Consider the following 22,496-nt stretch of genomic DNA (forward strand, 5'->3'; position numbering starts at 1 on the left):
GTTTATTGTCTTTAATATCAATGATTATTTATTTTGTAATATTAATGGTCATTCCAATGTGGGCTCAACATAAAGTTAAATCTAACTATGAAAAATACTCACAAGTTAGATCCACAAGTGGTAAGACTGGTCGTGAAGTAGCTGAAGAAATCCTACATGCAAACGGCATTTATGATGTCGATGTAGTTAAAGGTGATGGTTTCTTAACAGACCACTATGACCCAAATAAAAAAGTTGTTTGTTTATCTCCTGCAAACTACGATAGACCTTCTGTTGCTGGTACAGCCATTGCAGCCCACGAAGTTGGTCACGCAATTCAACACCAACAAGGTTATGTATTCTTGAGATTCAGATCAGCATTAGTACCTGTAGCTAACTTAGGTAGTTCATTAAGTTACATTGTTATTATGTTAGGTATTGTGTTAACTGCATTAGGTAGTGCCTTTGGATCTACTGCATTATGGATTGGTGCTGGATTAATGTCACTAGCAGTTTTATTCTCAATCGTGACATTACCCGTTGAATTTGATGCCAGTTCACGTGCAATGAAACAAATTACAGCATTGAATATCGTAAATGAGAAAGAGTACAAACACGCTAAAAAAGTATTATCAGCTGCAGCAATGACTTATGTTGCATCAACAGCAGTTGCATTAGCTGAATTAGCACGTATTATTTTAATCGCTAGATCAAGTGATTAATAACTATATGATTTAAATTTAGACACATCCACTGGTTGATATTGTCATACAGACATTATTAACCAGTTTTTTTTATGCTTTTTCATATTAATCATCATTAATCACCATCCCAATAAGCAATAAAAATAAATTACCAACCTTAAATTGCACTAAGAATGCATATCACTTTATTTTGATATATACTATATTAGAAATGCATTCAAAGGAGAGAATTTAATTGAAATCAATGACTCAAATGCAAAAAGAAGTAGATGATTATATTAGTCAATTTAAAGCAGGTTATTTTTCTCCCTTAGCTAATCTCGCTAGACTAACAGAAGAAGTTGGAGAACTTTCTCGAGAAATTAATCATCATTACGGTGAGAAGAAAAAGAAAGATACTGAAGAAGATAATACGATTAAAGCAGAGTTAGGCGATAACTTATTTGTATTACTATGTATTGCCAATTCATTAGGAATCGATATGACTGAAAGTTTTGATGAAACTATGCAAAAATTCAATACACGTGATTATAATCGATTCGAGAGAAAGTAACTATTTTATAAATTGATAATAGAAAGGATGGGACATAAATGAAGATAGGAATAACGTGTTACCCGTCCATGGGTGGCTCAGGTATCATTGCCACAGAATTAGGTATTAAAATGGCTGAGCGAGGTCATGAAGTTCATTTTATTACATCAAACATACCATTTAGAATCCGCAAACCATTACCTAATATCATTTTCCATCAAGTTGAAGTAAACCAATATGCCGTTTTCCAATATCCACCATATGATATTACGTTAAGTACTAAAATTTCAGAAGTGATAAAAGAGTATGACTTAGATATTTTACATATGCATTATGCTGTGCCACATGCGATTTGTGGTATTTTAGCAAAACAAATGTCAGGTAAAGATATTAAAATTATGACGACACTTCATGGTACTGATATAACAGTTCTTGGCTATGACCATTCACTTAAAGGTGCTATTAAATTCGGTATTGAAGAGAGCGATATCGTTACAAGTGTCAGTCATTCATTAGCAGAACAAACTAAAGAAATTATTCATACTGAAAAAGAAATTATACCTATATATAACTTCGTCAGAGAAAATGAGTTTCCAACTCGTCATGATGAAAGCTTCAAATCTGATTACGGTATTGAACCACATGAAAAGGTATTGATTCATGTTTCTAACTTTAGATCAGTAAAACGAATTGATACAGTCATTGAAACATTTGCTAAAGTTCATCAACAAATCCCAAGTAAATTAATTTTACTAGGTGATGGCCCAGAACTCATTGATATGCGTCAAAAAACACGAGATCTTGGTGTAGAAGAGAATGTTCTCTTTTTAGGCAAGCAAGATAACGTTAGTGCATTCTATCAATTATCAGACTTAGTTTTATTATTAAGTGAAAAAGAAAGCTTTGGATTAACGCTTTTAGAAGCTATGAAAACAGGTGTCGTTCCTATTGGTTCAAATACAGGGGGAATTAAAGAAGTCATTAAACACGGTGAAACTGGATATATTGTCGATGTAGGTGACAGTGACCAAGCGGCTGACTATGCACTTAAACTATTACAAGACAATGAGCTTTATCAACAATTACAATCACAAATGTTATTAGATATAGAACAACGATTTGGCTCAGAATTGATTACAGATCAATATGAACATTATTACCGTCAAATGTTAAATAAAGGTGAGAACTTGCATGAGTAATGAACTATTTGAAAAAGCCAAACCCATATTAACTCAAATACAACAACAAGGATTTCAAGCTTATTTTGTAGGTGGCTCTGTAAGAGATTATCTCATGCATAGAGAAATTCACGATATAGATATTACTACAAGCGCAACACCAGATGAGATTGAATCCATTTTCAGCCATACTATCCCAGTAGGAAAAGAACATGGTACGATTAATGTAGTATTCAATCATGAAAATTATGAAGTAACAACATTTCGTGCTGAAGAGGAATATATTGATCACCGTCGCCCAAGTGATGTTCATTTCGTAAGAGATTTATACGAAGATGTTCAAAGACGTGATTTTACAATAAATGCAATTGCAATGGACACTGAGTATAAGACATTTGACTATTTTAATGGTGAAAGTGATATTCATCAAGCCATTATAAGAACAGTGGGTAATCCTTCTGAAAGATTTGCCGAAGATGCACTTCGTATATTAAGAGGTTTACGTTTTCAATCTCAGCTTAACTTTTCAATAGAAGATAACACGTTCCAAGCTATGGTAAATCAAATTGAAGATATCAAATATTTATCCATTGAACGTATTATCGTTGAACTCAAGAAATTAATCAGTGGTCAAAATGTTGCTACTAGCTATCATCATTTAATTCAATTAGATGCTTTTAAATATATTCCATATTTTGAAAAATTAGACATGCAACGTTTAATAATTGATGAACCTATGCAGTTTGATGTATGGATTGCTATACTTAATGCGAAAATGAATAATGAAGAACCATTATCAAAACTTAAAATAAGTAATAAAGAACAATCACATATTAAGCATCTGGTTTCAATCATCAATCAATTACCGGAAGTCAATTCAAAATCAGATTTAACAATGATGGTGTATGATTATGATATTAATGATATTTTAACTATTATTGAGCATACGCCAACTCTTTCTAAAAATCACATTAAAACTGCAAGTCCACTGATTATAAATCAACAGACAATTAAAGATTCATATCAACAATTACCTATTAATCAACGACAACAACTAGCTATAAACGGGAATGATTTGATGCAACATTTAAATCAACAAGGTGGTCCTTGGGTCAAAGATGTCTTAAGAAAAGTTGAAATTGCCGTCGTAACTAATAAAGTAAGCAATACGTATAATGAAATAATGAAATGGGTGGATAGTCATGTCAAAATATAGTCAAGATGTTGTAAGAATGCTATATGAACATCAACCTGAATATATTTCAGGTCAATACATAGCAGATCAACTTAATATTTCAAGAGCAGCTGTTAAAAAAGTCATTGATCAATTAAAACTAGACGGTTGTGATATTGAATCTATTAATCATAAAGGGCATTTACTAAAAACACTCCCAGATCATTGGTATAGTGGTATTGTTAATCCGATTATCGAGCAACGTGATTTATTTGATCAAATAGAAGTGATGAGTACAGTAGATTCAACACAATTAAAAGCGAAACAAGCACTAGTAGGTAATCATGATACCTTTTTAATATTGAGTGATGAACAAACAAAAGGGCGAGGTCGCTTTAATCGAAATTGGGCTTCTAGTAAAGGCAAAGGTCTTTGGATGTCACTAGTACTTCGTCCTGATGTACCGTACGCAATGATTCCGAAATTCAATTTATTTATGGCATTAGGAATTAAAGATGCGATTCAACAATTTTCAACTGATGATGTTACGATTAAATGGCCTAATGATATATACATAGATGGCAAAAAAGTGTGTGGTTTCCTAACAGAAATGGTTGCCAATTACGATGCGATTGAAGCAATTATTTGTGGTATCGGTATTAATATGAATCATCAAGAAACTGATTTTGATGAAGAGATAAGGCATAGAGCAACAAGTATGCGTATACATTCAGAATACGATTTTAATCGTTATGAATTTTTAGATATATTAATTAAAGAAATTGAAAAGCGATATAATCAATTCTTAAAAGTACCATTTGAAGAGATTCGTGAGGAATATATTGCAGCTACAAACATGTGGCAAAGACCATTACGTTTCACAGAAAATAATGAACAATTTATCGGTGAAGCCATTGATATTGATCATGATGGTTTCTTAATGGTTAAGGACAATCAAGGACAACTTAGAAGGTTAATTAGTGCAGATATAGAATTATAACAATGTAAACTAGGAGAGATAGCTATGGGAATAGCAACATATGCAGTTGTTGATTTAGAAACTACAGGTAATCAACTTGATTACGATGATATTATTCAAATCGGCATTACTTTCGTTCGACAAAACAAAATAATAGGCACATATCATTCAATGATTCGAACTGATTTAGAAATACCTACGTTTATTCAAGCACTTACTTCAATTGAAGAGACAATGCTTGAACAAGCACCGTATTTCAAAGATATTGCTAATGATATTTATCAACAACTTAAAGACTGTGTATTCGTTGCTCATAATGTCGCGTTTGATTTAAACTTCATTAAAAAAGCATTTAAAAATTGCAATATCAAATACCGACCTAAACGAGTTATGGATACGTTAGAATTATTTAAAGTTGCCTTCCCAACAGATAAAAGCTATCAATTAAGTGAATTAGCCGAAGCACATAACATCCTTCTAACAAATGCACATAGAGCAGATGAAGATGCTACAACCACGGCTCACTTAATGATTAAAGCCTTTGAAAAGTTTGAACAATTACCGCTTGATACATTGAAACAATTATATTATTTAAGTAAAGACTTAAAATATGATTTATATCACATTTTATTTGAAATGGTAAGACAACATAAATCCGCAACATTAGATCAACAATTTGGTCAATTTGAACAAATTATTTATAAAAAGCAAGTAGATTTAAAAGGACCTGTGACTGAATTTAATGGCACATTAAAGACGCTATATAAAAAAGCAACTAAACAATTAGATTTAACATATCGACCACAACAACTTTATTTATCAGAAATTATTTTAGAACAACTTATGCATGGTGAAAAAGCAATGATAGAAGCACCACTTGGAAGTGGCAAGTCTCTAGCATACCTTTTAGCTGCGTTAATGTATAATATCGAAACTGGTCGACATGTTATGATTTCAACAAATACAAAGTTATTACAAAGTCAATTATTAGAAAAAGATATACCGGCATTAAATAACGCACTCAATTTTAAAGTCAACGCAACACTTATTAAAAGTAAAAATGACTATATTTCACTTGGACTTATAAGCCAAATTTTAAAAGAAGAAACTAACAATTACGAAGTTAGTATACTTAAAATGCAATTATTGATTTGGATTACAGAAACGGATACAGGTGATATTCAAGAATTGAACTTAAAAGGCGGACAAAAAATGTATTTCGATCAGAAGATTGAAACTTATGTTCCAGTTCGTCATGATATTCATTACTATAATTACCTCAAACGCAATGCTCAAAATATCCAAATTGGCGTTACGAACCACGCTCATTTAATTCATTCTGATGCTGAAAATTCAATTTACCAGCTATTTGACGATTGTATTATTGATGAAGCACATCGCTTACCTGATTATGCACTTAATCAAGTTACAAATGAATTAAACTATGCAGATATTAAATATCAGTTAGGGCTTATCGGTAAAAATGAAAATGAAAAATTATTAAAAGCCATAGATCATTTAGAACAACAACGTATTTTAGAGAAATTAGATATAGCTCCAATAGATGTGTTTGGTCTGAAATCAAATATTAACGATATTCATGAACTTAATGAACAGTTGTTCAATAATATTTACGATATTGTACAAAACGCAGACGTATATGACGATGACATACACAAATATCATTATGTTTACGAATTTGACAATGATCAGATTATCAAAGATTTACATCGTTTAATACACAAATTAAACAAAACATTAGAAGTGTTTAATGGCATGAGTCACAAAACTATAAAGACTATGAGAAAGCAATTATTATACCTAAAAGAGCGTTTTAGACAAACAGAACAAAGTTTGAAAGATAATCATACAAGCTTTATTTCAATTAAAAATTTAAGCCAAAAATCAACGATTCGTTTACTTGTAAAAGATTATGCTGTTAAAGATATTTTGACACAACAAGTCTTAGATAAATTCAAATCCTTAACATTTATTTCAGGAACATTAACGTTTAATCAGTCGTTTGACTCCTTTAAAAATTGGTTTAACAAAGATGTTAAATTTAATACGTACGAAGTGGCATCAGCATCACAAAATACTAAAAACACTAATGTATTTATTCCGTCGGATGTCGCACCATACAACTATAAGAATGTCGACGATTATGTAGCATCAATTGTTAATTATGTTATTGAATATACAACGACAACAGAATCTAAATGTTTAATCCTTTTTACAAGTTATAAAATGATGCATATGGTTCAAGATATGCTTAATGAACTGCCTGAATTTGAGGATTATGTCATATTAACACAACAACAAAATCAAAATTATAAAATTGTTCAACAGTTTAACCACTTTGATAAGTCTATTCTTTTAGGTACTTCAACATTCTTTGAAGGTTTTGATTTTCAAGCTAATGGTATTAAATGCGTCATGATTGCGAAATTACCGTTTATGAATAAAAACAATGCTAAATATTGGTTAATGAATTCTGAATTTACATCAACTTTTAAAGATTATGTATTACCTGATGCTGTGACACGTTTCAGACAAGGTTTAGGACGCTTAATACGACATGAAAATGATAAAGGATTAATTGTGTCATTCGATGATCGTCTCATCAATAGTAATTACAAAAGTTTCTTTGAACAAACATTAGAACATTACCGCCAGAAAAAAGGTGACATTAATCAATTTAGTAAATTATTATCACAAATCCAAAAATCAGTGGATAAATAAAAGTTGTGTGATAGGATACACATACTTTTAATTCAACTTGTAGAAGTTGGTAATATATTTTGTTAAAATAAATAAGTATTGAAAAAAGATAAAATAATAGGAGACTGGTTATGAATACAACGATTAAACAAGCAAAACAACATCTTAACCAAGAAGTGACAATTGGCGCTTGGTTAACTAACAAACGTTCTAGTGGTAAAATTGCGTTCTTACAATTACGTGATGGCACTGGATTTATGCAAGGTGTAGTAGTGAAATCAGAAGTAGACGAAGATGTTTTTAATTTATCTAAAGAAATTACACAAGAGTCTTCTTTATATGTAACTGGTACAATCACTGAAGATAACCGCTCAGATTTAGGCTACGAAATGCAAGTTAAATCTATCGAGGTTATCCATGAGGCTCATGATTATCCAATTACACCAAAAAGTCACGGTACTGAATTCCTTATGGATCACCGTCATTTATGGTTACGTTCTAAGAAACAACATGCTGTTATGCAAATTAGAAACGAAATCATTAGAGCAACTTATGAATTCTTTAATGATAATGGCTACACAAAAATTGATCCACCAATTTTAACTGCAAGTGCTCCAGAAGGCACAAGTGAATTATTCCATACTAAATATTTTGATGAAGATGCATTCTTATCACAAAGTGGACAACTATACCTAGAAGCTGCAGCTATGGCTCACGGATATGTATTTTCTTTCGGACCAACTTTCCGTGCAGAAAAATCAAAAACAAGACGTCATTTAATTGAGTTTTGGATGATTGAAGCAGAAATGGCATTTACTGAACATGCAAGAAGCTTAGAAGTTCAAGAACAATTTGTTGCACACGTTGTACAATCTGTTCTTAAAAACTGTGAATTAGAATTAAAAACATTAGATAGAGACACATCAAAACTTGAAAAGGTTGCTACGCCATTCCCTAGAATTTCTTATGACGATGCAGTTAAATTCTTAAAAGAAGAAGGATTTGATGATATTGAATGGGGCGAAGATTTCGGTGCACCACATGAAACTGCTATCGCTAATCATTACGATTTACCAGTATTTATCACTAATTATCCTACAAAAATTAAACCATTCTATATGGAACCTAACCCTGAGAATGAAGACACTGTATTATGTGCTGATTTAATTGCTCCAGAAGGTTATGGTGAAATTATCGGTGGATCAGAACGTATCAATGATTTAGAATTACTTGAACAACGTATTAATGAACATGGATTAGATTCAGAAGCTTATAGCTACTACTTAGATTTACGTCGCTATGGTAGTGTACCTCACAGTGGATTCGGTTTAGGTTTAGAACGTACGGTTGCTTGGATTTCAGGCGTAGAACATGTACGTGAAACAGCACCATTCCCACGTTTATTAAATCGTTTATATCCATAAGCATTATTCATTTAAATTTAAGTTATTAATTACATGTAGTCCAGTCGTATAAATAGACTGGGCGTTCATTTTTATCTTATACTAACTTATAATAAAACGTTGCATTTTATTAAGGGCTTCCATAAAAATCCTTCTATTTAATCAGTTTATAGTGAAGGTCTAAATTTTAATGATAGGAGGGACTACAATGGACAAGTTTCAATTAAAAACACGACCTGTTGTGATACGTCGTGAATTGTTAGATCATTACAGTGAACTAGGCATAGATGAACAAGATTTAATCATTTTAATCAAACTTATTTATGCATCAGAAACATCAAATAAACAACCATCCATTGAATCACTTCAACAGGGATCTACGATGCAACCGCGTGAAGTTACTGCAGTCATTCAAAATTTAATTCAACGAGAATTATTAGAATTAAACGTTAATAAAGATGAAGAAGGTCGCTTTACAGAATATATGAATTTAGATCCTTTTTATGAAAAACTAAGTCAATTGCTCAAAAAGCAAACAATTGATACCAATGAGCAAAGTGACAAAGAAAAGTTTAAAACATTATTCCAAATGATAGAACAAACTTTTGCTAGACCATTGTCACCTTATGAAATTGAAACGTTGAACCAATGGATTGATGTTGATAAACATGATATCTCAATTATTCAAGCTGCTCTTGATGAAGCAAATAGTCAAAATAAATTAAGTTTTAAATATATGGATAGAATATTGTTAAATTGGAAGAAAAATAATGTCAAAACAATTGACGACTCTAAAGAAATTAGAAAGCAATTTAATAAACCAAAAATGAAACACACCGTTAAGAAAGTACCAAAATTTGATTGGTTAAATGGAGAGAAATCAGATGATTAGTAAGAAAAAAGCACTTGAAATGATTGATGTAATTGCCGATATGTTTCCAGATGCAGAATGTGAACTAAAACATGATAATGCATTCGAATTAACAATTGCAGTACTTTTATCTGCGCAATGTACCGATATATTAGTTAATAAAGTTACTCGTTCATTATTTGCCAAATATAAAACACCAGAAGATTATTTAAATGTAAGTGATGAAGAATTACAACAGGATATTCGTTCCATTGGATTATATAGAAATAAAGCTAAAAATATCAAAAAACTTTGCCAATCTTTACTTGATCAATTTGATGGGAAGATTCCACAAACACATCAAGAATTAGAAAGTTTAGCTGGCGTTGGACGTAAAACTGCAAATGTCGTAATGAGTGTCGCTTTTAATGAACCTTCACTCGCTGTAGACACACATGTAGAACGTGTTTCTAAACGTTTAGGTATTAATCGTTGGAAAGATAATGTAAGACAAGTTGAAGATAGACTTTGTTCTGTCATACCAAAAGACCGTTGGAATAAAAGCCATCATCAACTTATTTTCTTTGGTCGATATCATTGTCTCGCTCGTAAGCCAAAGTGTGATATTTGCCCATTGTTCAAAGATTGTAGAGAAGGTCAGAAAAGATACAAAGCAAGTTTGAAAGAAGCGTGAAACATTTGATTACTAAACAAGACTTTGAAGAATTAGAACAACAACTCGATCAATTCGCAAGCCAAAAACAATTAAAATCAGCAGAAGCAAAACCAGTTATAGATGCATATTTCGATATGATTATAAGTTATTTTAAACAAATTAATGAAATCAACGAGTTAAATCTAAATGAGCTGGATAACTATCCAGTTGTTCCTATGAATTTTGGTGAGCGCTATCAATACATGTTAGCAAGAAAATATCATTTTATGGGTTATAGACAAATGAAAACATTAAAATCCGAATTAATAAAAATGAATGCTTCGTACCAAATTCGTAAAAAAAGAAACCAATAAATGTATTGTGATTTGTTAAGTATTTCTTACTAATAATGGAATTATGGCATTTACTGGCTAATATAGCTAGTAGGTGCTTTTTAATTTATATAAAAACAAAAAAACGCCCAAATCCTAAATAGGATTTGGGCGTTTCGTCTATATTATGAAGCTTTATTATTAAATATTGAGTTAAAGCTAAATAGACGAGTTAGGGCATTTCCACTTTGTTGGGAACTGCTATTTGAACTATTTGAGCTACTTGAGCTACTTGAATCACTTGAAGATGATCCGCTACTAGATGAAGATGTTGAAGCACCACTGCTACCATGCACGCTTCTATTAGTAGTATCGTTATCTGAATGTCCTTTTACTGATAATGAATCAGGGTCACTACCTTCAACTGAGCTTGGTTTTTTAAAGTCTTTACCATCTCTTGAAGAAATGTCTGACATGACTTCTTCAAATAGATATTGTGGATATTCTTGTTCAGAATGTCCTACGAAAGAGTTAGTTCCGTATTCTTTAACTTTGTTGAAGCCCATCCACACTGACATAGTGTATTGAGGTGAGAATCCGTTGATCCAAACATCTTTGGCTGCATTATCAGGTAAGTTATATTGACTATAAACTTCAGCACCGTAAGTACCAGTACCTGTTTTAGCACCCATATTAACACCAGATACGCCGTGACCATAAGCTGAACCATAGGCTTTAAATGTACCTTTAAGCATTTCAGCTAACATATAGGCTGTAGAATCTTTCATTGCTTTATGGCTAGTATGATCATATTCAATAGTGTCACCATCGTGAGTAACAACTTTTTGAATTGAATGAGCATTGTTATAAGTACCACCATTTGCTAATGAAGCAAATGCAGATGCTAATTGAGTTGGTGAGAATTCTGATGAAGAACCACCAAGTACTTCAGATGGTCCAATTTTACCATCGTAATCTAAACCAACTTTAGATGCGAATTTCTTAGGTGCATCGTTACCTGCGCTAGATTTAGTTTGTTGCCAAGTTTTAAGGGCAGGGATGTTGAAACTTTGTCTTAATGCATCATATGCAGAGACAGTTCCGTGACTCTTCGTATCATAGTTTCGGAATGTTGAACCGTCTACTTGATATGAAGATTCGTCTTGAATAGCATGATTAGTTGCCCAATTCATGTTTTCAATAGCTGGACCATAAGCTAAGAATGGTTTTAATGATGAACCAGTAGGATGTGGATCTGTAGCTTGGTTTCTGTCAACGACGTCTTTATAATTACGTCCACCAGAAATGGCTACTAAACCACCAGTTTTACTATCTAAGATAGTAGCACCAACTTGTTGGTCATCGTTTTTGTAGAAGCTACCATTGTTAATCTTATCTTGAAGCGTTTGTTGAACATCTTTATCCATATTTGTATAGATCTTAATACCACTTTGAAGAACGTTACCTAAGTTTTCTTTCTTGAAGTGTTTGTTATTCATTAATTCTGATTTAACAAAGTTCACATAAGATGCTAACTCTGGGTTTTTATCTTCTGTAGTATTTTGACGTTCTTTATCACTTCTTTGAACTAAGTTAGCTTTAACATCGATTTTCTTAGCTTTCTCATATTCTTTATCGCTTATTCTATGATGATAATGCATTAAGTATAATACAGTGTCTTTACGATCTTCAGCTTGTTTAGGATGATCGTAAATATTGTAATTATTTGGTACTTGAGGTAAGCCGGCTAGGTAAGCTTCTTCAGCTAAGTTTAAATCTTTAAGGTCTTTATTAAAGTAATACTTAGCAGCAGCTTTAACACCAGTTACACCATCAGAGTAGTAAATTTTATTCAAGTAAACTTGGAATATTTCATCTTTACTGTACTCTTGTTCTAATCGGTATGAAAGGTAAGCTTCTTGAGCTTTACGACCGATAGATTTTTGTTGTGATAAGAATGAATCTTTAACAACTTGTTGAGTTAAGGTAGAAGCACCTTGAGCCCCAAATCCACCAGTTAAGTTTTTACCTATTGCACCGAATAGACGTTTATAGTCCAAAGCACCGTGATCATAGAAGCGATTATCTTCTGTAGCTAAGACGGCATCTTTCATACTTTGTGGTACATCTTTGATATTCACATGTTCATGACGTTGACCATAATCTAACGTCTTAACTAAGTCACCGTTTTTATCATAAATCTTAGCAGGGATAGGATCCTCTAACTTAGATTCAGTGAATGCAGGTGCTTTCCATGCGTAATATGCAAATAGTAAGATACCGAGTAACAATAGAACAATAAAGGCAATAAACATAAAGCCAATAATCTTAATAATCGTTCTCTTCACATTTCTATTCTTTTTTTCGTCGGACTTCCCATTATTGCCTTTATTTTTAGGCTGAGAAGACCCTTTGTTTTCCGTCATACGCGGTCCTCACTTTCATCTAATATCAACTTATCAACTGCTTTGAGGTAATTCAATCTAGGTTGATACTGATAAGGAATATGGTAACCATTTTTTCGTATTTCTTCAACTGTTATCGATTTTTTAATATCTTTTTTGTATCTATCCCAAAAGAATTCAAATTTAGAATAGGGTAATAGATAAACTTCATCAAGTGATTTAAATCTTATCATTAAAAAAACAATACCTCGTTGTTGGTATGTGTTCTTCATATGATCAACTTGATGATCATGGATATTATTCAAGGGGAAAGAAGTTTTATTCTTCGTTTCCTTTGCTTCAAAATCGATATAATAGCCATTATAGACACCATTATAATCTGTTGTTGAAGGCGTACGAAAATAAGCTTCATTTATCACAGCTTTACTCCGTTTTGGATAGTGAACATTGACTATCTGTACAGGAGTAGGTTTCTTGTGAATGACTGCGATGCCACTTTTTAAATAGTAAGCATTAGAATGCTCAATATCTTTTTCCAGTGACATACCTCGTCCACCATATTCAATATTACTTGAGTATGATGACGATTTGCGTCCGTCCAAAGTCTTATTTTCTTTGTATGGTTGACCATTAGGATAATTCATATATTTCACCACACAAGTCTGGTAGTAAACTGCGATTATTATACACAAGATTTTACAATTAACCAAACTTTTATAAAATTAATGCATTTTTCACTAACCTAAAATACATCAAACATTATTTTAACGTGCTTTCATTAAATAAACAATAAAAATAGACACATTTATTTCCTTTGTATGCTTATTTAACACGTTTATTTTTATATAAAGCATAGTAAACAGGTAGTTTTTTTATTTAACGTGCAATTTATAACTATAAAAACAATACGTCACGTATGACGGGGGATAAACAATATGATAGATTAATAATGTAGGAGGCTACTAGATGTTAGATATCATTAAAAATTTAATATTAGAAGTCAATCATATGGGCCAAAAATATGAACGAGTTAGAGAAAAAGAGGAAGACGAAGATTTTCATAAAGTTGTAGAACCATATGTTCGAAATATAGATACACAGCTCAATCAACTGAGAAACTATGAACAATCACTCGTTAATACTACATATATGAACAAGAAGAAAGTTGATTTATTATTTAAAAATATTGAAGAACTTTCCGTAGAATGCCATTTTAAACGAACAAGTCGAAAGCTTTTTACAGAAAAAATTAAAGCTGTACAATATGATTTGAATAATATTTTAAAATATAATGTTTAAAGAGGGAAATTATGGTTAAAACTGTTTATATCACTGGATATAAATCTTATGAATTAAATATATTTAAAGATGATGCTCCAGAAGTTTACTATCTAAAGCAATTTATTAAACATAAAATTGAACAGTTATTAGATGAAGGTTTGGAATGGGTATTAATACAAGGTCAGATGGGCATTGAATTATGGACTGCAGATGTTGTTATTGAATTAAAAGAAATATACCCCGAACTTAAACTAGGTGTGATAACGCCTTTCGAGGGACATACATCTAAATGGAATGAACAAAATCAAGCTAAGTACATGAATATTATTAATAACGCTGATTTTACTGAAAGTGTTTTTCATTCTGAGTATCAGGGACCGTTTCAATTTAAACAAACCGACCAATTTATGCTAGACCATACTGATCAAACTTTATTAATATACGATGAAGAACAAGAAGCAAGTCCTAAATTTTTTAAATCTATGTTAGTTGATTTTATGGAAAAAACAAACTATACTTGTGATATTGTGACGTTTGATGAACTCACTGACTTCATCAACGACTTGCAGTGGTCTCAAGATCAAAGTTTCGAATGAGGTGGAAAAAATGTCAGATGTTTCATTAAAATTATCAGCAAAAGATATTTATGAGAAAGATTTTGAAAAAACTATGGCTCGTGGCTATAGAAGAGAAGAAGTAGATGCTTTTTTAGATGATATCATTACAGATTATCAAAAAATGGCAGACATGAATAATGAAGTTGTAAAACTTTCAGAAGAAAACCACAAATTAAAAAAAGAACTTGAAGAATTAAGATTACGTGTTGCGACAACTAGACCACAAGAGAATAAAAACTTTTCTTCAAATGGTTCTAACAACAACGCATCATCAAACAATGTAGATATTTTAAAACGTATCTCTAACTTAGAAAAAGCAGTATTTGGTAAATAATATTTGAATTGGTTTAGACAAAGCTTTCTATTAGTGTGAGCGTGACACTTTGTTTCCATTTAGATGGGGACTTAAATTTTAAAAGGCTTTGTCTAGACCCTTTTTTATGTTATACTCTCAAAGGTGATATTTTGGGTAATCGCTATAGTGATATAGAGGAAAGTCCATGCTCACACAGTCTGAGATGATTGTAGTGTTCGTGCTTGATGAAACAATAAATCAAGGCATTAATTTGACGGCAACGAAATAACCTACGTTCTTTGAATAGGGTTAGAATAGTTTGAAAGTGCCACAGTGACGTAGCTTTTATAGAAATATAAAAGGTGGAACGCGGTAAACCCCTCGAGTGAGCAATCCAAATTAGGTAGGAGCACTTGTTTAGCGGAATTCAACGTATAAACGAGACACTAACATTTTAAATGTTATGGTAGACAGATGGTTACCACCAACGTACCAGTGTGGCTAGTGCACGTTTAGAGTACAATGGAACAGAACATGGCTTACAGAAATATCACAACTAGTTTAGCTCTCCCATCAAACGGAGAGCTTTTTTTAATGATATATTTACTTAAATCAATTTTACCCAAAATATTTTAATTCACTTTATAAAAATAAATGACTATGTATGATTAAACTTTAAAAGTATCTTTGTTAAAATAAACATAAATCAAATGAATCTAAAGGAGAACAATGCATGTTTCAATTATTAGCAGTATGTCCAATGGGATTGGAATCAGTAGTAGCTAAAGAAATACAAGAATTAGGCTATGAAACACAAGTAGAAAACGGTCGTATCTTTTTTGAAGGTGACGAAAGTGCTATTGTTAAATGTAACTTATGGTTACGTACAGCAGACCGTGTCAAAATCGTTATGGGGCAATTTAAAGCCACAACATTTGATGAACTTTTTGAAAAAACTAAATCATTACCATGGGAAACAATTATTGACCAACAAGGGAGTTTTCCAGTGCAAGGACGCAGTGTAAAATCAACACTTTATAGTGTGCCAGATTGCCAAGCTATCACTAAAAAAGCCATCGTTGAATGTCTAAAACATGCATATAATGAAAAAGGCTGGTTAAATGAAACAGGGGCTAAGTACCCAGTAGAAGTTTCTATTTTAAAAGATAATGTATTACTTACAATTGATACATCTGGCTCTGGATTAAACAGAAGAGGTTATCGTTTAGCTCAAGGTGAAGCGCCAATTAAAGAAACGCTAGCTGCAAGTTTAATTAAATTAGCCAATTGGACTGGCGATACACCATTAATTGATCCGTTCTGCGGTTCAGGGACTATTGCTATCGAAGCATGTCTAATTGCACAAAACATTGCACCTGGGTTTAATAGAGACTTTGTATCTGAAGAATGGAATATCATGCCACCAAATATTTATGATGAGATGCGAGATGAAGCTGATAAGCAAGCTGATTACGATAGAGAGATTCAAGTTTACGCTTCTGATATTGATCCAGAAATGGTTGAAATCGCTAAACGTAACGCTGAAGAAGTTGGCTTATCAGATATCATTCAATTCAACGTTAAAGACGTCAATACATTAACGATTGATAGTGAAGAACCTATCGCTTTAATTGGTAACCCACCATATGGTGAACGTATCGGCGATAGAGAAGAAGTAGAAGAAATGTATCGTTATATGGGTACATTGATGAAACAACACCCATATCTATCTACTTATATCTTAACAAGTAATAAAGAATATGAGTTTTTAGTAAATAAAAAAGCAACAAAACGTCGTAAGTTATTTAACGGTTATATTGAATGTACTTATTATCAATATTGGGGTAAGAAACCTCAAACGAAAGATTAAATTAATCAAACAGTTCATTAGCACTCTCATTGCAACTATAGTAAAGTTGTTTTGAGAGTGTTTAAATTTAAATTACTGATGAAATTAATAAATAATATAATCAATAGATGAGAGGAGTAATATATATGAAGAATGTTTTAATTATTGGAGCAAATGGTAGAGTGGCCATTGAAGCAACTAAAATTTTCTTAGAAAACTCAAATTTTAATGTAAATCTATTTTTAAGAAATGCACACCGTATTCCAGATTATGGTTCAAACAGAGTAACTGTATTTGAAGGTGACGCTAAAAATCAAAGCGATTTAGAGAAAGCATTAGATAATATCGATATCGTATTCACTGGAACATCTGGTTCACTTAATCGTCATGCTGAAACGATTGTAAAAGCCATGGATGCAAAAGGAATTAAACGTTTAATTTTAATTGCTGCCCCAGGAATCTATGATGAATTACCTGAACCATTTAATGAATGGAACAAACAACAATTTGGCGAGAAACTTAATTTATATCGTCAAGCTGCAGATACAATTGAACAATCAGATTTAGATTATACAATTATTAGACCAGGTTGGTTAACTGATAAAAATGAAAACATTTATGAAATCACTACAAAAGATGGCCAATTCGAAGGAACTGAAGTATCTAGAAAAAGTGTCGCAAACTTAGCAGTACAAATAGCAAAACACCCTGATTTACATTCAAAAGAGAATATTGGTGTATTCAAGCCAGGCACTGAAGGCGACAAACCAGCTTGGTTCGAATAATCCTTCCCTAAATTCATAGGTTTTGAGTAATATATATGATAATATTTTAAGTAATATCATAATCTATGATTATTGGCTTACTCAAAAGAGGTTATGACAAAGTATCTTACATTAAAATTGCGTTTTGGATTTTAAGTCGTTTTGTCTTGACCTCTTCTTTTTTTATCGAAAGAACTAAAGGGGATTAAAACGTATGACACACACTGAACAATTAGACATATTATATAAACTAAAAAAAGAAGTCGAAAAATCAAACAACACTGCTTTATTAAACACAATTAATCAAGTTATTAAAAAGGTTTACAAAAATCAATTTACTACTTCATTTGTTGGTCACTTTTCAGCAGGTAAATCAACACTAATTAATTTGTTATTAGAACAAGATATTTTACCTAGCTCTCCAGTACCAACAACAAGTAATACAGCAATCGTCTCAGTTTCTGATTCAGAAGACATTATTGCCAATTTACCGGATCAACAATATACAAAATTAAAAACCTATGACGAAGTAAAACAGATGAATCGCCAAAATATAGACTTAGAGTCTGTAGAAATCAACTTTAAGTCTGATAAATTTGATAATGGCTTTACATTTCAGGATACACCCGGCGTTGACTCTAACGTAGCCACTCACCAAACTACAACTGAACAATTTATGTATACGAGTAACGTATTATTTTATACTGTTGATTATAATCATGTTCAATCAGCGCTTAATTTTCAATTTATGAAACGAATTAATGAAGTAGGTATTCCTGTTGTGTTCATCATTAATCAAATAGACAAACACAATGATGACGAACTTTCATTTGATACGTTTAAATCTAGAGTTGAAAAATCAATTAACGAATGGGAAATTAAATTAGAACATATTTATTATGTATCTAAATTTGACCATCCTGAAAATCAAATCAAGCAATTATCTGATTATCTCTTATATTTAGACGAAAATAGAGAATCAATGGAAGATTATATTGAACGCACAGTATCATTTATTACTGATGCACAATTATCATATATCCAAAATGAAATGCAAAGTATTTTAGAATACTTAAATATTGAAGAAGAAGAATTTGAACAAGCATATTTAAATTTCCAACAAACGCAATCTGTATCAGAAGAAGCACAATTGTTAAATGATAAAGATAAATTAAAGTCTTATCTCAAACAAAAACGTAAAGACATTTTGGAAAATGCTTATATTATGACTCATGATATGCGAGAACAATTAAGATCTTATTTAGAAAGTAAGGCTACAGATTTTAAAGTAGGTGGATTTTTCAATAAATCTAAGAAGAAGGAAGAAGCACAAACAGAACGTTTAAACAAAGCAGTTGATATGCTTCAAGAAAAGATAAACACCCAAATTCGCCAACCTATGAGAGAAGATATGTCATTTTTAACACGATTTATTAATCAGAAAAATATTAATGAACATATTTTAAATCAGTCTTATGATATACCAAACGATTTAGTTTCTTCTTTATATCAACCACAAACAACTATAAGTAATACGTATGTATTAACATTTTCTGATGAAGTGGTTAAAGCAATTAATCAATTTGTTGAACGCCAATCAAATCCATTATTTGAAAAGGCCATTCAACATGTTCAAGCTAACGAAATAGAAACTGAAGATAGTGAAGCATCAGAAGAATATCAACGATATATGAAATTAAATAATTTGAAAGAATCTCTAACAACACGCAATTATCAACATTACTATATACATTTAGAAGATTCTTTAGATAAATTAACAGGACGTACTGAAGCTAACTTCACGATTAAACAACAAAATGATACAACACATCATCAAAATAGAGATTCAATTCAATCAGAAAGCGATGATGTCTCAAGTTCACAAATTGATATTGAAAAGGCATTAAATGTAATCGAAGATATACCGTTATTTGAGCGAACTCAAATGGACATAAAGCAAACATTAACTCGTCTAGATCAAAAAATCACAAAAATTGGCGTATTTGGTACATTCAGCGCAGGAAAGAGTAGCTTAATTAATGCCTTATTAGGTGGTCAATATTTAGTAAGTTCACCAAACCCAACAACAGCGGCGACAACCGAATTGACTTACGGTGAAAACAGCAGTATTACTTTAAAATCATCAAAGCAATTACTTCAAGAAATTAACCAAATGCTTGAATACTTCAATCAGTCATTCGATTCACTTGATGAATTTATTAATAGTGATATAACGCAATTAAAATCAAAATTAGAAAAAAATCAACTTGCGTTTATTTCTGCTGTAGAAAAGCATTATGACATGTATATCAATATGTTAAACGATGGTGAAGTACATCAAATCGAACAAGATGATGTAAAAAAATGGTCTGCAGAAGATGAATATGCAACATTTGTTAAAACAGTTCATTTACAAGTACCTGTTGAATGGCTTAAAGGAAAAATTATTGTCGATTCACTTGGTTTACATTCAAATAACCAACGACATACAAATGAAACAGAACAAATACTTACTTCTTCAGATTTAATTTTATATGTTAGTTACTTCAATCATTCATTTACTGACAATGACAAAGCCTTCATTGAACATATGAAAGATATGAATCAGCTAAACGAAAATCAAGCTTTCAAAATGATTATCAACGCGGTTGATTTAGCTGAGAGTGAACAAGATTTAGATGCTGTTAAAGATTATGTTGCTGATGCACTTAATCAAGTACAGTTACAATCAGACGTTTTTGGTGTATCTAGTCGAGAAGCATTAAAATCTAACGATGAAGGTATCAATCAATTGAAAGAAAGCATTCAACACTTTGTCGACATTGAATCTAAGACAATTCTAGAACAACAAATGATTCATCAACTACAACAAATCGACAAGTCATATGTTGAAATGATAGAAGAATTTGAATCTAATAAAGATGATATTGCTAAGCGTCAACAAAAATTAGAAACATATAAAGACCAACAAAGACTTGGTCATCAACTAATAGATACAACATCACAATATACGAATAATGAAGTTGAAGAACAAGTTTATCATTTAAATTCACGACTAAAACTTCAATTAATGGACGATATTAAATCTGTATATAACAGTCAAATGACTCAAAATAGTGATTTTAATGAAGAAAAGAAAAATTCGACTAAAATTTATTTAGATCAAATTCATCAAAGACTGTTCTTAGAACAATCATTAATTACTGAAAGAATTAAAAGATACTTTAATCAACAATTAGATGAACAAGTGGCACCTGTGTTACAACAATTAAGTCAATTGCATATCATAGTTAATCCACGTTTCAATTTACAACCAGATGTCATTAATAAACCGTTACTTCATATTGAACTTAACGATATGATGAGTGAATTACCTAAACAATTAACAAAACGTAAAATCCTTAATCCAAATTCACAGAAAGAAATTCACGAATATATTTGTCAAAGTACATTAGAATTGCTTCAATCAAATTTCAATCAGTTAAGACAGCAATTGGAATCATATGTTGATCAAATGTCTTCAGAAGCAGAAGAACAATTTAACAGTATCGAAGAAAACATTCAAAGTCAGATTAACGAACTGTTATCATTTAACTTGGATGAATCATTAATTACACAACTCAAAGATAAACACCAACAATTAGAAGCAATCATTTATTAAGAAAGAAGGATTACAAAAATGCCTAACAAAGTTTTACTCGTTGATGGCATGGCATTATTGTTTAGACACTTTTTTGCAACTAGTCTACACAGTCAATTCATGTATAATTCAAAAGGCGTGCCTACTAACGGCATTCAAGGATTCGTTCGCCATATCTTCTCTGCTATCAAAGAAATTCAACCAACTCACGTGGCTGTTTGTTGGGATATGGGACAATCAACATTTAGAAATGATATGTTTGATGGTTACAAACAAAATCGATCAGCACCTCCAGAGGAATTGATATCTCAATTTGATTATGTAAAAGAAATCTCTGAACAATTTGGCTTCGTTAATATTGGTGTTACTAATTACGAAGCAGATGATGTGATAGGAACATTAGCAAAATCATATTCAACAGATAATGACGTTTATATTATTACTGGCGACAGAGATTTACTTCAATGTATTAATGAAAATGTGGAAGTATGGCTAATTAAAAAAGGATTTAATATTTATAATCGTTACACATTAAATCGATTCAATGAAGAATATCAATTAGAACCTCAACAATTAATTGATATTAAGGCGTTTATGGGTGATACTGCAGATGGTTATGCTGGAGTAAAAGGGATAGGCGAGAAAACGGCTATAAAATTAATTCAACAATATGGCAGTGTAGAAGAAGTCATCAATCAAATTGACGCTTTAACACCCGGACAAAGAAATAAAATTAATGACAATATGAATGAATTACATTTATCTAAACGTTTAGCTGAAATTCATACAGAAGTTCCTTTAGATAGTGAACAATTATTTATGGATATGGCTTTTGCCACAACATTAAATCATATTCTATCTATTTGTAATGAACACGAACTATACGTTTCAGGAAAATATATTTCAAGTCATTTATAAATTTTAGCAATCGAATTCATCATATAGACTTTATAGTTTATATAGAATTCGATTGCTTTTTTGTATTTTTAACGCAATTTTAATAATTATAATTATAATTTGTAAAAATTTTAATTACACATAAATTATATTTTGTGCTATTATAATTTAGAGCATAACTAAATTGTTCAACAACATGCTGTAATGTATTTTTATAGTCTGACTTTTAATTTCAAAAAAT

19 protein-coding genes and 1 other RNA gene are annotated in these 22,496 nt (G+C 31.4%); 18 read left to right on the top strand and 2 right to left on the bottom strand.

Annotation, left to right across the window (positions count from 1 at the left end; all coding sequences use genetic code 11):
- Positions 1-5 precede the first annotated feature (5 nt).
- The 10 genes from Q4528_RS04930 (at position 6) to Q4528_RS04975 (ending at position 10,549) form a co-directional block, all read left to right on the top strand.
- Complete coding sequence (locus tag Q4528_RS04930) at positions 6-701, top strand: zinc metallopeptidase (protein ID WP_017637971.1); 696 nt, start codon at positions 6-8, stop codon at positions 699-701.
- A gap of 217 nt (positions 702-918) precedes the next feature.
- Positions 919-1,236 carry a nucleotide pyrophosphohydrolase gene (locus Q4528_RS04935; RefSeq protein WP_017637972.1) on the top strand — a complete coding sequence of 106 codons (318 nt, stop codon included), beginning with the start codon at positions 919-921 and terminating at the stop codon, positions 1,234-1,236.
- Positions 1,237-1,274: 38 nt separating this feature from the next.
- On the top strand, positions 1,275-2,414 hold the full coding sequence (gene bshA, locus Q4528_RS04940) for an N-acetyl-alpha-D-glucosaminyl L-malate synthase BshA (protein ID WP_046466695.1): 1,140 nt from the start codon (positions 1,275-1,277) through the stop codon (positions 2,412-2,414).
- On the top strand, positions 2,407-3,609 hold the full coding sequence (locus Q4528_RS04945) for a CCA tRNA nucleotidyltransferase (RefSeq protein WP_017637974.1): 1,203 nt from the start codon (positions 2,407-2,409) through the stop codon (positions 3,607-3,609). The genes bshA and Q4528_RS04945 overlap by 8 nt, the downstream gene beginning before the upstream one ends.
- Positions 3,596-4,567 (top strand): biotin--[acetyl-CoA-carboxylase] ligase, encoded by a 972-nt coding sequence (locus Q4528_RS04950; RefSeq protein WP_017637975.1) that lies wholly within the window; start codon positions 3,596-3,598, stop codon positions 4,565-4,567. The genes Q4528_RS04945 and Q4528_RS04950 overlap by 14 nt, the downstream gene beginning before the upstream one ends.
- A gap of 24 nt (positions 4,568-4,591) precedes the next feature.
- On the top strand, positions 4,592-7,288 hold the full coding sequence (locus Q4528_RS04955) for an ATP-dependent DNA helicase DinG, 3'-5' exoribonuclease type (protein ID WP_303520737.1): 2,697 nt from the start codon (positions 4,592-4,594) through the stop codon (positions 7,286-7,288).
- A gap of 110 nt (positions 7,289-7,398) precedes the next feature.
- Positions 7,399-8,691, top strand: coding sequence for an asparagine--tRNA ligase (gene asnS, locus Q4528_RS04960; RefSeq protein WP_046466693.1), 1,293 nt, complete (start codon positions 7,399-7,401; stop codon positions 8,689-8,691).
- 187 nt (positions 8,692-8,878) lie between these two features.
- Positions 8,879-9,562 (top strand): DnaD domain-containing protein, encoded by a 684-nt coding sequence (locus tag Q4528_RS04965; RefSeq protein ID WP_017637978.1) that lies wholly within the window; start codon positions 8,879-8,881, stop codon positions 9,560-9,562.
- The gene (gene nth / locus Q4528_RS04970; protein ID WP_017637979.1) at positions 9,555-10,214 is read left to right on the top strand and encodes an endonuclease III; all 660 of its coding nucleotides are present in this window, start codon (positions 9,555-9,557) and stop codon (positions 10,212-10,214) included. The genes Q4528_RS04965 and nth overlap by 8 nt, the downstream gene beginning before the upstream one ends.
- A 5-nt stretch (positions 10,215-10,219) precedes the next feature.
- A complete protein-coding gene (locus tag Q4528_RS04975) occupies positions 10,220-10,549 on the top strand; it encodes a YpoC family protein (RefSeq protein ID WP_046466865.1) in 330 nt (109 codons plus the stop codon).
- 143 nt (positions 10,550-10,692) lie between these two features.
- Here Q4528_RS04975 and Q4528_RS04980 read toward each other — a convergent pair whose 3' ends face one another.
- Together Q4528_RS04980 and recU are read right to left on the bottom strand one after the other, a co-directional pair.
- Positions 10,693-12,933: a transglycosylase domain-containing protein gene (locus Q4528_RS04980; protein WP_303520740.1), complete on the bottom strand. Its 2,241-nt coding sequence runs from the start codon at positions 12,931-12,933 to the stop codon at positions 10,693-10,695.
- The gene (recU, locus tag Q4528_RS04985) at positions 12,930-13,556 is read right to left on the bottom strand and encodes a Holliday junction resolvase RecU (protein WP_017637982.1); all 627 of its coding nucleotides are present in this window, start codon (positions 13,554-13,556) and stop codon (positions 12,930-12,932) included. Before recU ends, Q4528_RS04980 begins: the two co-directional genes overlap by 4 nt.
- 322 nt (positions 13,557-13,878) lie before the next feature.
- Between recU and Q4528_RS04990 the strand changes: the two genes are divergently transcribed.
- The 8 genes from Q4528_RS04990 (at position 13,879) to Q4528_RS05025 (ending at position 22,276) form a co-directional block, all read left to right on the top strand.
- Positions 13,879-14,211 carry a DUF1798 family protein gene (locus Q4528_RS04990; protein ID WP_017637983.1) on the top strand — a complete coding sequence of 111 codons (333 nt, stop codon included), beginning with the start codon at positions 13,879-13,881 and terminating at the stop codon, positions 14,209-14,211.
- 11 nt (positions 14,212-14,222) lie between these two features.
- Positions 14,223-14,789, top strand: coding sequence for an SLOG family protein (locus Q4528_RS04995; RefSeq protein WP_017637984.1), 567 nt, complete (start codon positions 14,223-14,225; stop codon positions 14,787-14,789).
- A gap of 10 nt (positions 14,790-14,799) precedes the next feature.
- Complete coding sequence (gpsB, locus tag Q4528_RS05000; protein WP_017637985.1) at positions 14,800-15,144, top strand: cell division regulator GpsB; 345 nt, start codon at positions 14,800-14,802, stop codon at positions 15,142-15,144.
- A 127-nt stretch (positions 15,145-15,271) separates the two neighbouring features.
- Positions 15,272-15,652: RNase P RNA component class B (gene rnpB / locus Q4528_RS05005), an RNA gene on the top strand.
- A gap of 186 nt (positions 15,653-15,838) precedes the next feature.
- Positions 15,839-16,975, top strand: a complete 1,137-nt coding sequence (locus Q4528_RS05010) for a THUMP domain-containing class I SAM-dependent RNA methyltransferase (protein WP_017637986.1) — start codon at positions 15,839-15,841, stop codon at positions 16,973-16,975.
- A gap of 125 nt (positions 16,976-17,100) precedes the next feature.
- Entirely contained in the window at positions 17,101-17,739 is a 639-nt protein-coding gene (locus Q4528_RS05015; RefSeq protein ID WP_017637987.1) for an SDR family oxidoreductase, read from the top strand.
- Positions 17,740-17,932: 193 nt separating this feature from the next.
- Positions 17,933-21,379: a dynamin family protein gene (locus Q4528_RS05020; RefSeq protein WP_303520742.1), complete on the top strand. Its 3,447-nt coding sequence runs from the start codon at positions 17,933-17,935 to the stop codon at positions 21,377-21,379.
- 18 nt (positions 21,380-21,397) lie between these two features.
- Positions 21,398-22,276, top strand: a complete 879-nt coding sequence (locus Q4528_RS05025) for a 5'-3' exonuclease (protein WP_046466687.1) — start codon at positions 21,398-21,400, stop codon at positions 22,274-22,276.
- The last annotated feature ends 220 nt before the right edge of the window (positions 22,277-22,496 follow it).

Source organism: Staphylococcus pasteuri (assembly GCF_030547725.1).
Lineage (GTDB): Bacteria > Bacillota > Bacilli > Staphylococcales > Staphylococcaceae > Staphylococcus > Staphylococcus pasteuri.